This is a genomic window from Micromonospora sp. RB23 (assembly GCF_053585025.1).
On sequence record NZ_CM132111.1, the window covers coordinates 2,174,739 to 2,187,698 of the forward strand.

General features: G+C 71.6%; 11 protein-coding genes. 6 read left to right on the forward strand and 5 right to left on the reverse strand.

Features of this window, described 5'->3' with window-relative positions:
- The first annotated feature begins 2 nt into the window (after positions 1 to 2).
- Positions 3 to 1,130 carry a glycoside hydrolase family 53 protein gene (locus tag ACTFTM_RS10080; protein WP_449565526.1) on the forward strand — a complete coding sequence of 376 codons (1,128 nt, stop codon included), beginning with the start codon at positions 3 to 5 and terminating at the stop codon, positions 1,128 to 1,130.
- Positions 1,131 to 1,201: 71 nt separating this feature from the next.
- On the opposite strand, the gene ACTFTM_RS10085 is transcribed toward ACTFTM_RS10080, so the two are convergent.
- Positions 1,202 to 2,638: an RICIN domain-containing protein gene (locus ACTFTM_RS10085; RefSeq protein WP_449565527.1), complete on the reverse strand. Its 1,437-nt coding sequence runs from the start codon at positions 2,636 to 2,638 to the stop codon at positions 1,202 to 1,204.
- Positions 2,639 to 2,994: 356 nt separating this feature from the next.
- On the opposite strand from ACTFTM_RS10085, the gene ACTFTM_RS10090 reads away from it, so the two are divergent.
- On the forward strand, positions 2,995 to 4,233 hold the full coding sequence (locus ACTFTM_RS10090; RefSeq protein ID WP_449565528.1) for a hypothetical protein: 1,239 nt from the start codon (positions 2,995 to 2,997) through the stop codon (positions 4,231 to 4,233).
- 11 nt (positions 4,234 to 4,244) lie between these two features.
- On the opposite strand, the gene ACTFTM_RS10095 is transcribed toward ACTFTM_RS10090, so the two are convergent.
- Entirely contained in the window at positions 4,245 to 5,456 is a 1,212-nt protein-coding gene (locus tag ACTFTM_RS10095; RefSeq protein WP_449565529.1) for an MFS transporter, read from the reverse strand.
- A 22-nt stretch (positions 5,457 to 5,478) separates the two neighbouring features.
- Positions 5,479 to 6,036: a hypothetical protein gene (locus ACTFTM_RS10100; RefSeq protein WP_449565530.1), complete on the reverse strand. Its 558-nt coding sequence runs from the start codon at positions 6,034 to 6,036 to the stop codon at positions 5,479 to 5,481.
- Positions 6,037 to 6,127: 91 nt separating this feature from the next.
- On the opposite strand from ACTFTM_RS10100, the gene ACTFTM_RS10105 reads away from it, so the two are divergent.
- Positions 6,128 to 6,628 carry a YcxB family protein gene (locus tag ACTFTM_RS10105; protein WP_449565531.1) on the forward strand — a complete coding sequence of 167 codons (501 nt, stop codon included), beginning with the start codon at positions 6,128 to 6,130 and terminating at the stop codon, positions 6,626 to 6,628.
- Here the strand turns inward: ACTFTM_RS10105 and ACTFTM_RS10110 are convergent.
- Positions 6,591 to 8,573 carry a GTP-binding protein gene (locus tag ACTFTM_RS10110; RefSeq protein WP_449565532.1) on the reverse strand — a complete coding sequence of 661 codons (1,983 nt, stop codon included), beginning with the start codon at positions 8,571 to 8,573 and terminating at the stop codon, positions 6,591 to 6,593. The genes ACTFTM_RS10105 and ACTFTM_RS10110 overlap by 38 nt on opposite strands.
- 383 nt (positions 8,574 to 8,956) lie before the next feature.
- Between ACTFTM_RS10110 and ACTFTM_RS10115 the strand changes: the two genes are divergently transcribed.
- From ACTFTM_RS10115 to ACTFTM_RS10125, 3 genes are all read left to right on the forward strand, one after another.
- Entirely contained in the window at positions 8,957 to 10,225 is a 1,269-nt protein-coding gene (locus tag ACTFTM_RS10115; RefSeq protein ID WP_449565533.1) for a cellulose-binding domain-containing protein, read from the forward strand.
- Positions 10,226 to 10,360: 135 nt separating this feature from the next.
- On the forward strand, positions 10,361 to 10,972 hold the full coding sequence (locus ACTFTM_RS10120; RefSeq protein ID WP_449565534.1) for a YdeI/OmpD-associated family protein: 612 nt from the start codon (positions 10,361 to 10,363) through the stop codon (positions 10,970 to 10,972).
- Between the two features lie 88 nt (positions 10,973 to 11,060).
- Positions 11,061 to 12,656 carry a Na+/H+ antiporter gene (locus ACTFTM_RS10125; protein WP_449565535.1) on the forward strand — a complete coding sequence of 532 codons (1,596 nt, stop codon included), beginning with the start codon at positions 11,061 to 11,063 and terminating at the stop codon, positions 12,654 to 12,656.
- On the opposite strand, the gene ACTFTM_RS10130 is transcribed toward ACTFTM_RS10125, so the two are convergent.
- A complete protein-coding gene (locus ACTFTM_RS10130; RefSeq protein ID WP_449565536.1) occupies positions 12,653 to 12,958 on the reverse strand; it encodes a winged helix-turn-helix domain-containing protein in 306 nt (101 codons plus the stop codon). The two genes, ACTFTM_RS10125 and ACTFTM_RS10130, sit on opposite strands and share 4 nt — an antisense overlap.
- Positions 12,959 to 12,960: the final 2 nt, after the last annotated feature.

Here is a 12,960-nt window from a genome sequence, read left to right on the forward strand (position 1 = left end):
TCGTGAGCACACCCCACCGCCGCCGCAGGGCCCTGCCCGGCGTTGTCCTGGCCGGCATCCTCCTCGTCTCCACCACACTCGCCGCCCCGAGCGCACCCGCCTCGGCCGCGAACACGCTCACCATGCGGGGCGCCGACGTCTCCTCGTTGCAGCGCAGCCTCGACCTGGGCGCCCGGTACTACGACGCCGGCGGGGTGGCCCGTGACCCACTGGACATCCTGCGGTCCGTCGGCGTGAACTACGTCCGACTGCGCGTCTGGAACAACCCGGTCAGCGGCTACAACAACAAGAGCAAGGTGTTGGCCCAGGCCAGGGTGGCCAAGGCGAAGGGCCTCAAGGTGCTCATCGACTTCCACTACTCCGACACCTGGGCCGACCCCGGCAAGCAGTACAAGCCGGCGGCGTGGGCCGGCCACAGCCTGAGCCAACTGGGCGCCGACGTGTACAACTTCACCTACGACGTCTGCGCCGGCCTGCGGGGGCAGGGCACCCTGCCGGACAGCGTGCAGATCGGCAACGAGATCAACGTCGGGATGCTCTGGAACGAGGGCAAGGTCGTCAACAACGACTTCGGCCCGCTGGCCGGCCTGCTGAAACAGGGCTACAGCGCGACCAAGGCGTGCGGCGGCGGCATTCCGGTGATGATCCACACGGCGAACGCCGACAGCAACGCCAACGCCCGGTGGTTCTACGACGGCATCCGCGCCCAGGGCGTGCAGTGGGACATCACGGCCCTGTCGTACTACTGCATGTGGCACGGCAGCCTGGCGAACCTGTACAACAACATCGTCGACCTGCGCGGTCGCTACGGCAGGCCGGTGGTGATCGCGGAGACCGCGTACCCCTTCACCCGCAACAACGCGGACAACGAGCCGAACGCCATCGGCGACGCGACGTGCGACGGCATCAGCGCGAGCTGGTCCGGGCAGGCCCAGGAGTTCGACTGGGTGCAGAACACCGCGCGTAACGCCGGAGCCGTCGGTGTCTTCTACTGGGAACCGACCTGGTACGCCGTGAACGGCAACGGCTGGGATCCGGCCAACATCAACGGCACCGGAAACCAGTGGGACAACATGGCCGTCTTCGACTGGTTCGGGCGGGTGAACCCGGGCGTACGGTGGACGCCCTGACCTTCCCGGCAGGGACGAAGCGCCCCCGCGCACCGTTACGACGATGAGCGGGGGCGCTGGCGTGCGGGTCGTCAGACAGCCGTGCGGGACCACTGCTGGTTCGCGCCGCTGTTGCAGGTGTACTGCTTGAGGACCACCCCGTCCGCCGTCGACGCGGCCGGTACGTCCACGCACTTGCCGCTGTGTCGGGCACGGAGTTGGAAGTAGCCGCCGTTGGTGACCATCTGGAACTGCTGGTTGGTGCCGTTGCCGCAGGTGTACTGGATCAGCTCGGCGCCGTCGGCGGTCGAGGCGCTGGTCACGTCGAGGCACTTGCCGCTGTTGCGGCTGATGATCCGCCAGTAGCCGCTGCCGGCGTCCTGGAACTGCCACTGTTGCCAGGGGTTGCCGCCGTAGGTGTACTGGCCGACGCGTGCGCCGTTGGTGGTGTTCGGTGACTGGACGTCCATGGCCTTGCCGCTGTGTCGTACGTCGATGCGGTAGAAGGTTCCGGTGCTCGGAGGAGGCGTTGTGGGGTCGCCGCCGGTGGTGTCTCCCCAGCCGTAGCGGATCCGGTCCGCGCCGGAGTTGTTGCGGACGCTGAGGTTGAGGTCGGTGCCGCTGCCGGTGAGTGAGTACATCGAGTACCAGTCGTAGCCGATGCTGCCGGGTTTGCCGCCGAGGGCGGGCCAGTAGGTGCCGCCCATCTGGTTGTCGCGCATGACCTGGGCCATGGCCCGGATGTAGCGCACGAAGTTGTCGGTGCTGTTCGGGTCGGCGTAGTTACGGCCGTCGTTCATGGGCGCGCCGAACTCGGTGGCGACCGCACGGGCGGCACAGGTGCCCAGGCGCGTCTGGATGTGGCTGCGGAAGGCGTCGTAGGTCATCGCGCCGTAGAAGAAGGCGTAGTAGTGGAAGGAGAGGAGCGTGGCGTTGAAGCGGCTGTCGGTGCAGATGTCGCGTAGGTCCTGGCTGAAGCCGGTGCCGCCGATGAGCACGCGGCTGGGCGGGGCCGAGGAGTGGGAGCTGAGCCAGTTCGCCGCGACGGTGCGCCACTCGGTCGAGTTGTAGCCGTGCGGCTCGTTCATCGGTTCGAAGTAGACGTTGGGGTTCGCGCCGTACGTGTTGATCACCGTGGACCACATCGCGTTCCACGCGGTGAGGTTCGTGATCCTGCCGCCGGAGGCGGCCCCGTCCTCCCAGTAGGCCAGGATCACCTTGAATCCGCGGGCGGTCGCGGCGTCGATGGCCCCGCGGTACGCCTCCCACCAGGCCGTGCCGACGGTGTGCGTGTTGATGGGCAACCGGACGGTGTTGACACCCAGGGTGGACGCCATGTCGTCGTAGAGGGCATTGGCCTTGACCCGCACCGTCGCATTGCTGTCCGACATGCTCAAGCCCTGCACGACGAGCGGACCGGTGCTGAAGTTGTCGCCCAGCACGGCCCAGTTCATACCCCGGAACCCACTGGTGGCGGCGGCAGCCGGCCCGGGCCGGACCGCGACACCACCCACCAGCGCCGTCAACACGGCTACCAGTGCGATGAGCGTTCGCCGTAACAGGCGAGGAGCGCGCGTCGAAACAGGTGCGCGGCCAGCGGGTGGTGTGACCATGATGCCTCCGAGGCGGTCGTGAAGGTGTTAGCGCTAACACGAACCGCGGACATGATTGGTCGAATCGCGGCGTGATTGGCGTGCCGCACAGGTGGACCCGGCACCTCACCCTGATGCGGACAGCGTGTGTTCGGTGTGTTAAGCGCGTGTTGCAGCCAAGTGTTAGCGATCGCATGTGGAGTGTCAAGGCATCGACGTTCCTCGCTGATGAGGTGGCCGCCCGACTCGTCGCGGGGCGGCGGACGCCGATCGGTCGATGACAGGATCGTTCGATGCGCGTTCTCTTCGACGGCCCGGCGCCGGTGGACTATGGGCAGATCTACGTGACGAGCCGGAATCTTCCCGACATGGAGCGGGCGTTCGCCGGGCAGGCCAACGGACTGTGCGGCGCCGGTGACCCGGGTGCGCTGTTCCTGATGACCGGTACGCACTCCGGACGGGTCCGGTTCCGGATCGAGCTGCACGACGCCGATCCGTCGGTCGTCGACAGTGAGTGGGAGGACGTGGTGGAGGTGTCGTTCGTGCCGAGGGCCCCGGTGGTCGACCTGGTCCCGTGGGGCGACGGAGCGCTGGCCCACCTGCCGCTGACCTCGGAGGAGAACGACGGTGGCCGGCTGCCGGTCTACCGCGTGCGGTACTGCGCGGCCGGCATGGACGAGGGGAGCGATCCGTTCGGAGGGCTCGACCCCGACGAGATCGACGAGGACGACCACACGTACCTCGACCGACGACCGGACCGCTACCTGCTCTGCTTCTGGCCGGAGGGCAGCGCGGGCGGCGACCCGGGTGACGGCGATGTCCGTGCCGACGCGGTGTTGCGCCAGGGCAGCGGCAACGCCGCGTACTGGCATGGCTGGGCTCGTGGCCTGCCGACACCGCTCACGCTGTGGGAGCGGGTCGAGGCCGAGCTGCGCAGGCGGGCGGACGAGGAGCGCCGCAACGAGGAGTACCGGCGGCGGGCGGAGTTGCGACGTTGGGGCGGGCGGCTGCCGAGCGAGCCACTTCGACGGGTACGCGGCAACATCCACGGCATGCTGCTGCTGGACCGGGACCTGGTCGACGGGGTGGCCGATGCCGACGCCGTCACCCAACGCGAGATCGCGATCTGGGCGGCGCGGCAGGCGTGCGCCCTCGCCGGCATCGCGGATCTCGACTGGATGACGCCGGCGTGGGCGGCCCTGGAACGGGGTGGACCGCTGCCCGCCGAGTTCACCGACATGACCGCGCTCCGGACACGCATCGTGGGCGGGCCGACCGTCACGATCGCCGTCGCCTCGCTGCGCCGCACGGACGCCGCGCCGACCGACCTGCTGCGCGCGGCGCTCGACGGCCCGGTGGACCCGGTCGCGATGGCCCTGCCGGCCCTCGTGGCCGCCGGGGAGTCGGATCCGTTGCAGGCCGCGCTGGAGGCGCTGTGGGCGGCGGTCAGCACCTACGCTTCCCGCCGGGACGAGTTCCTGGCGGCCGTACGGCGGGCTTTCCCGATCGTCGACCGGACGCGGGCGCGCTGACCCGCCCGTCCTCAGGTGACGGGGTCACGGCCGACGACGAGTGGGCCACGCCGTCCCAGTGCCCACACGGTGAGCGCCACGCCGCAGAGTCCTGCTCCCGCGATCGCGACCGTCGACCAGCCACCTGCGGACCAGAGTGTGCTCGCGGCGGCGGAGCCGGCGGCGGCGCCGATGAAGTTGCTGGTCGCCAGCGCCGTGTTGAGGCGGCTGCGCGCCTCGTGCGTGAGGGCGAACAACCGCGCCCGGTTGAGCAGGGCCTGGGTCTGGAGGGCGACGTCGACCACGACGGTCACGGTGACGAGGAGTACGAGGGAGTGGCCGCCGAACGCCGCGACGACGAACGCCACCAGGGCCAGGGCCCAGGCCGCTCCGGTGGCCGGAAGCGACCAGCCGCGGTCGTGCAGACGACCGCCGCGCAGGCCGGAGAGGACGCCGGCGAGTCCGACCAGCCCGAACATCCCGATCACCGATGCCGGGAAGCGGAACGGTGGACCGCTGAGCAGGAACGTCAGCGAGGTCCAGAAGAGCGAGAAGGTGGCGAATCCGGTGGCGCCCAGGGCCAGCGTCCACCGCGCCGCCCGCTCACGGCGGACCACGGCGGCGACCGAGAACAGGAGCTGCGGGTACGGTATGCGCGCCCGCGGTGGCAGCGGTGGTGTCACGCGGTGGAGCAGGACCGCGAGCAGGGCGGCGACGACCGCGGCGAGGGCGAAGGTCGTACGCCACGTGGCGGCGCCGGCGACGAGACCGCTGATCGTGCGGGAGGCCAGGATGCCCGTCAGGGTCCCGGACCCGACGACACCGACGATCCGACCACGGTCGGCGTCACCGGCCAGATCGCCGGCGAGTGGCGTGAGGATCTGCCCGGAGATCGTCGTGACGCCCAGGACGCCGAGCGCGACAAGGAGCACGCCGATCGACGGCGCCAGCGCGCACAGCAGCAGCGCGACGGCCGAGGCCAGGAACATCACCGGGACGAGGCGGCGGCGGTCCAGGCTGTCGCCGAGCGGTACGAGCAGCAGGACGCCGGCTGCGTACCCGGCCTGCGTCGCGGTGACGAGCCAACCGGCCGTGGCGGTCGGCGCGTTCAGATCGTCGGCGATGGCGCCGAGCAGCGGCTGCGCCCAGTACAGGTTGGCGATCGCCGCGCCGGCCGCCAGCGCGAACAGGAACGTCAGCGGGCGGCTCAGGTCCGGGGTCGGTGCCGGGCGGGGCGCGGCCACCCCGCCACGCTACGGGCGTGTGTCAAAGCCCCTGCCGGCCGTGGGCCTGGTCGACCAGCGGTCGGCGTCGTAGTTCGCGCAGCACGCCGTGCCGGCGCGCGGCCCACACCAGACGCCGGACGCTCGGGTGCCGTACGAACAGCGCCGCCGCCCGGCGGACCAGGCCGATCCGGTGGTCGCTGAGCTGGTTCTCCAACGCCTGCCAGATCAGCTCGCGCACCTTGGCGCTGTCCAGGACGGACCGCACCTCGTGTCGTACCGCGGGATCCTCGGCGGCCGAGGTGATGGCGGCGGCGAGGCCCGGTCGGTCGGCGAGCGGCTCCACCGCCGCCGCCACGAGAGGCCGGCGCACCTCGTCCCGTTCCAGCAGCAGCAACACCGCCTCCCGGATCTCGACCGTCTCCAGGCCGGACCGCAGCAGGTCCACCAGGCTGCGGTCGACCGCACCGTCGTGATCCGGCACGGCCAGCGTGGCCAGCAGCACGGACACCTCGTCGAGATCGATGAGGTGTCGCAGTCCGTCGCGGAACTCCGGCAGCCCCCACGCCACCTGGACGGCCTTCAGGAGATCGCGGTTCATGGCCATCCGCTACCCGAAAGCCACTCCGGCCGAAACGTCCGCGCCTCCGCGTCTGCCGCGACCGTGCCGGTTGAGGCACTATCGTTCTGGGGTGCGCATCCGCTTCGCCGTACCCGCCGATCCCGCCTATCCCGCCCGTGTGGCGGCCACCCTCGCCGGTGTCCGGCTACGTCGGTTCAGCTACATCGGCGCCGTGCTGGTGGCGGTCGGTGCGGTCCTACTGGTGCTCTCGCGGGTGCTGGGCTGGGGTGAGCGGGCATCGCCGCTGTGGCTGGCGTTCTCGGTGGGCGGCGTGCTGTCGATGCTGTACCTGCCGTGGGTGCGGTCGCGGGCCCGTCGCCGCTCGGGTGACTACGCCGTCGAGGGCGCCTACGAGATCACCGACGACAACATCATGATGCGCAGCGGCTCGGAGTCCGGCGGTATCGCCTGGGACGGGGTCGCGCAGGTGCAGGACACCCCGGACTTCTGGATCGTGTTCGTCGGCCGGATGCCGGCGACCGTGATCCCCCGGTGGCTGATGTCCGCCGAGGACGCCGAGACGTTGCGGGCCTTCATGACCGCCCGGGGCCTCCTGAAACCGCCTTCCTGACGGCGAGGGTCCGGTCCTTCGGCTGGGCGAGAAAGCGCAGGTACGCAGCCCGGTCGAACGGGTTGCCGTCCGTGCGGGCCCGGCGCGGCGGCTCGCCGGACACCGGTCGGTCGCCGCCGGGTGTCGACGACCACAGCCCCTCCCCGCTGGACAGGTCCGGCAGACGCCCCTGCGCCTGGCCTTCGAGCCGCGCCGGCAGCACCCCACTGATCCGCCAGCCGGCGGCGACGTCGTCGACCCCGTCGACCCGGGCGCCGAGCCGGCCCAGGTGGGACGTGACCGGGCCGAGCCGGTCGGCCGGCACCTCCACCTCGAACCGGCGGCACGGCTCGAAGACCCGGGTGCCGGCCTCGGCGAGCGCCTGCATGAGGACGTACGGCGCGAGGTCCCGGAAGTGCCCGGCCGTCGTGATCGGTGACCAGTAGCCGCTGTGGGTGAGGGTGATCCGGATGTCGGTGACCGGCCAACCGTGACGGCCCTGGTCGAGGGCGGCGCGGGCGGCCTCCTCGATGGCCGCGTGGAACGACAGCGGCAGCGAGCCCAGTTCGACCTCCCGTCGGTAGTCGACGCCGACGCCGGGCTCGACCCGGAATCCGACCGTCCCGAAGAAGCCGTTCCCGATGATCTCCACGGCCGAGCCCGTGCCGGTCGGTCGCTCGACGTGCATGAGCAGTCCCGGCCCGAACTCCGCCTCGATCCCGTACGTCTCGGCGAGCGTGGTGCTCAGCACCTCGCGCTGCACCTCGCCGTAGAGGAGCACGCTCGTGCCGCCGTCGGGAGCCACCCGGGTCCGCAGGAACGGGTCGGCGTCCGCGATGTCCAGCAGCGCGGCGTGCAGCGCCAGCGCCCGGGACGCCTCGCGGGGTCGCACCACCGCCTCCAGGGTCGGAGCGGGAAAGTGCGACCGCCCGTCGAGGCCGGCCGGGCTGCCGAGCTGGTCGCCGAGGCGTACCCCGGTCAGGCCGCCGACGCGGGCGATGTGGCCGGCGGTCAGCGCGGCCTGGTCGGTGGCCGCGCCGACCACGTCGAGCCGCGTGATCCGCCCGCGCGTCGCGGTGGTCCGGCCGTCCGGCTCCCGGCGGTACGCGGTGACCCGCTCCCGCGTCCGGAACTGCCCGCCGTACGAGCGCAGGTAGGCCACGCGTTCACCGGAGGGGTCGCGTTCGATGGCGAACACCCGCGCTCGCGGGTCGGGCTCGGCCGGGGGCGACGGTGGAAGCAGGGCCGCGATGGCGTCCAGCAGCTCCGGTACGCCGTTCCCGGACAATGCCGAGCCGAACAGCAGCGGGTGCGCCTGGCCGGCAGCGATCTGCGCCCGAAGGGCCTCGTCGATGCGGTCGGGGTCGGGTGGCAGGTCGTCGACCAGGGCGGCCAGCAGTTCGTCGTCGTGTTCGGCGAGGACTTCGGCGAGGCTCTGGTCGTACCCCCGGGGGTGCGGCCGGTAGGTGGCCTCCGGCGTGCCGGGCGCGCGGACCGTGCCCAGTGGGACGACGGCCGGGGTGAGGAGCCGGCGTGCGTCCGCGACCAGCTCGTCGACGCGGGCGCCGACCCGGTCGATCTTGTTCACGAAGATCAGGGTGGGCAGCCGGAGCGACCGGAGGATTCCCATGATCCGGCGGCTGTGCGGCTGGACGCCCTCGACGGCCGACAGCACCAGCACGGCGGCGTCGAGCACCCCGAGGGCCCGTTCGACCTCGGCCACGAAGTCGCTGTGCCCGGGGGTGTCGAGCAGGTTGACCTGGCGGTCGCGCACGGTGAACGAGACGACCGCGCTGCGGATGGTGATGCCCCGCCGACGTTCGATCTCACCGGTGTCGGTCTGGGTGGTGCCCGCGTCGACACTGCCGAGCCGGTCGATGACGCCGGTGGCGTGGAGCAGGCGTTCGGTCAGGGTGGTCTTACCGGCGTCGACGTGGGCGACGATGCCAAGGTTGACGGTCTGCACAGGCGATCGGGTCCTCGAAAGCTCGCGTCCGGATGGGCGGGTTTTCGAGTCCTCGCATCGCCGTGCTCCCGTCTGCTGGTGGTGCCGGGCCGTGCCGGCCCGATCCTTCCTCGGCCAGGCTGGCACGGTCGGTGGCGTCGGACCACCGATTTACGCGCGCTTGATTAGATAGCGGTCTGTCAATACATTGGGGGCGGGCGTCACCGCGTCCCGGGCAACGGCCCGATGCGGTGACTGACAGCTTCACCTCGAGCCGGGCACGTCGTCGTACGCATCGACCACTCGCTGTGGCGCATTGCCGCGCCGTACCCGGCGTGTCGCCGCGTCCGCCCCGGACGCGCTGCCGCGCCGGTTCCTCCCGCTCGATGGCAGAAGGACTTCCCATGACCATTCTCCGTGCCCGCCCCGCCCCGACCCTCGCGGTCGTCGCCGCGCTGGCCACCGCCGTGACCGCCACCGGCACGGCCCTGCTCGTCGTCCCGGCCGCCGCCGCCCAGGGCTGCCGGGTCGACTACACGCCCAACCAGTGGCCCGGCGGCTTCACCGCCAGCGTCAAGGTCAGCCCCGGCGACACCGCCGTCTCCACCTGGACCGTCACCTGGACGTACGCCGGGAACGAGCGCGTCACGAGCGGCTGGAACGCCACGGTCAGCCAGTCCGGATCGACGGTGACCGCCCGCAACATGTCGTACAACGGAAGCATCCCGGCCGGGGGCGTCGCCGAGTTCGGCGTGCAGGGCACCTACAGCACCAGCGGTGGAGCGCCGACCGGCTTCAGCCTGAACGGCGTACCGTGCAACGGCGTCGCGCCGACCACGCCCCCGCCGACGACTCCGCCGCCCACCACGCCCCCGCCGACGACGCCGCCACCCACGACGCCGCCACCCACCACGCCGCCGCCGACGACGCCCCCGCCCACGACGCCGCCACCCACCACGCCCCCGCCCACGACTCCGCCGCCGGTCGGCTGTGCCGGGGCGGTGCTCTGCGACGGCTTCGAGAACCAGACCGGGTCGACGCCGTCCGGTGACTGGGCCGTGGTGAGCCCGGACTGTTCCGGCGCCGGAACCGCCACCATCGACACGAGCACCACGCACAGCGGCAGCCGAGCCGTCCGGATCAACGGCGCGGCGGGGTACTGCAACCACGTGTTCATCAGGTCCACCAGGAACCTTGGGAGCGTGGGCAGCGTCCGGTACGGCCGGATCTGGGTCCGGCACACCACCGCCCAGCCCACCGACCACACCACGATGATGGCGATGACCGACGCCGCCGACGGCAATCGGGACCTGCGGATGGGCGGCCAGAACGGCGCCCTGCAATGGAACCGCGCCTCCGACGACGCGACCCTGCCCGAGCAGAGCCCGGCCGGGGTGGCGCAGAGCGTGCCGCTGCCCACCAACCGGTGGACCTGCCTCGAGTTCATGGTGGACGGCTCGTCCGGTCAGCTCCGTACCTGGCTGGACGGCACCGCCGTCGCGGGGCTGACCGCGGACGGCGTACCCACGCACGACATCGACGGGCAGTGGTACAACCGCACCTGGCGACCGCAGCTCACCGACCTGAAGCTGGGCTGGGAGAGCTACGGCAACGGGTCCGACACCCTCTGGTACGACGACGTCGCGGTCGGAGCCAGCCGGATCGGCTGCTGACCGCCGTACGGGAATCGGGGGTGTGGCACGGTCGACGTGCCACACCCCCGGCCCTCCCCGCGTCCGCCGTCGGTCGGCGCCGGAACGGCCCACCTGGTGGAGGTTGGCCCGGCGGCGCGGCGATAGCCTGCTGGCATGGCGAGCGCGGAACTCCAGGAGCTGATCGTGGCGGACGCCGACGAGCTGCGCGCGTGGTTGTCGGCCAACCACGTCACGTCGCCGGGCGTCTGGCTGGCCCTGACGAAGAAGGGCGGCACGGTCACGACGCTGACCTGGCAGCAGGCCGTCGACGAGGCGCTCTGTTTCGGCTGGATCGACGGCCAGGCCCGCAAGCGGGACGAGGAGTCCTCCTGGATCCGGTTCACCCCCCGCCGTCCGCGCAGCATCTGGTCACAGCGGAACGTCGCGCACGTGGCCCGGCTGGAGTCGGAGGGGCGGATGACACCCGCGGGCCGGGCCGCGGTGGAGGCCGCCAAGGCCGACGGAAGGTGGGCGGCCGCGTACGCTCCGCCGTCGGAGGCCGAGGTGCCGGCCGACCTGCTCGCCGCCATCGCGGCCGATCCCGCGGCCCAGGCCATGTTCGACGTGCTCACCAAGACCAACCGGTTCTCCCTCATCCACCGCGTCAACGCGGTCAAGCGGGCCGAGACCCGCGCGCGCAAGATCGGCGAGTTCGTCGCCATGCTGGCCCGACACGAGACCCCGTACCCGCAGAAGGCCAGGCCGTCGAGCCCTCCGTCGTCGTGATCCCCCAGCAGTGTCAAGTAGCTGTCCACTGGGCCCGGTCATCCTTGCCGGGATCGAGTCCCCCCTGAACGAAGGACAGAGGAACCCCGTGTCCAGCCTCGCCCTGGTCGTAGCGGTCGGTGTCGCGATCCTGGTCGGCACGGGCGCGGCCCGCCGGCTCCGGATCGCCCCACCGGTGCTGCTCCTGATCGCCGGTGTCCTCCTCGGCTTCGCGCCCGCGCTGCGCGGGGTGCACCTGCCACCCGAGGCCGTCCTTCTGGTGTTCCTTCCGGTGCTGCTGTACTGGGAGGCGTTCTCCTCCTCGCTGCGCGAGATGCGCCGGAACCTGCGGGTCATCGTGCTGCTGAGCACCCTGCTCGTGGTGGCGACGGCGGCCGGTGTGGCGGTCGCCGCGCACGCGCTCGGGCTCGGCTGGGGAGCGGCGTGGGTGCTGGGCGCCGCCGTCGCGCCGACCGACGCCACCGCGGTCGGCGTCCTGGGTCGGATGCTGCCGCGTCGCATCGCGACCACCCTGCGCGCGGAGAGCCTGGTCAACGACGGTACGGCGCTGGTGATCTACACGCTCGCGGTCGGCATCACCCTCGGCGAGGAACACCTGAGCGTCGGTCGGGTCGCCGGGCTGTTCGCGTTCTCGTACCTCGGCGGCATCGCGTCCGGCGCGGTCGTGACGTTCCTCGTCCTGCAGATCCGTCGCCGGTTGAGCGATCCGTTCCAGCACAATCTCCTCGCGCTGCTGACACCCTTGACCGCCTACCTGATCGCCGAGGCGGCCGAGGTGTCCGGTGTCCTCGCGGCCGTGGTCAGCGGACTGTGGGTGGGTCGCGCCTCGCCGCGCCTGTTCCCCGGTAAGGCCCGCCGGCACGTCCACACCGTCATGGAGTTCGTGACCATGCTGGCGAACGCGGCGTTGTTCGTCCTGGTGGGGCTGGAGGCGCAGTCGGCCGTGCGAGGGCTCGACAGCAGTGGTCTGGCGCACGGCATGCTGGTCGCGCTCGTGGTCTGCGCGGTCATCGTCGCGGTGCGGTTCGGCTGGCTCTTCACCAGCCCGTACGTGATCCGGGCGATCGACCGCCGGCCGCAACAGCGTGAGCGACGGCTGAGTGGACGGCCCCGGGCGCTCATGTCGGCGGCCGGGTTCCGGGGCGCGGTGTCGATGGCGGCGGCACTGGCCGTACCCCACACGCTCCCGTCCGGGTCCGAGTTCCCGGACCGCGATCTCATCATCTTCGTCACGGCCGTCGTGATCGCCGTGACCCTGCTGGTGCAGGCGCCGCTGATGCCCCGGGTGACGCGGTGGGCCGGGTTGGGCGCCGACTCCGAGGCCGAGCGGGAACGCCGGGAGGCGGAGATCACGTCCATGGACCGGGCGCTGGAGTCCCTGCCCACGATGGCGGCCGAGCTGGGTACGAGCGACGACGTGCACGAGCAGTTGCGCACGGAGTACGACCGTCGCCTGCGGGTGCTGCGCGACGGTGACGCCGTCTCGGGCCCGGACGAGGCGGCGGCCGACTACGAGAGGCAGTACGCCGACCTGCACCTCGCGGTCATCGACCACCGCCACGAGACCGTCGTGCGCATGCGCGACGCGGGCGAGATCGACGACGAGGTGCTTCGTCGGGTCCAGGACGGCCTTGATCTCGAACAGGTCCACATGACCCAGCGACGGGACAACGACAACCGCTAGGGGAGGCCGTCCACGCGGGCGGCGATGTCCCGCAGCGCGGCGATGTGGCCGCTCAGGGCCGTCCGGCCGGCCGTGGAGAGGTTGATCCACGTCCGGGGACGCTTGCCCACGTAGCCCTTGCGCACCTCGACGTAACCGCCTTCGCTCAGGTTCGAGATCCGCTTGGACAGGGCCGAATCGCTGAGGTCCATGGCATCGCGGACGAACGCGAACTCGGCCCACTCGGTCCCCGCCAGCAGCGCCAGGATGGCCAGCCGGGTGGGATCGAGCAGGGCCGGGTCCAGCTTCGGGTCGGCCGCCACGG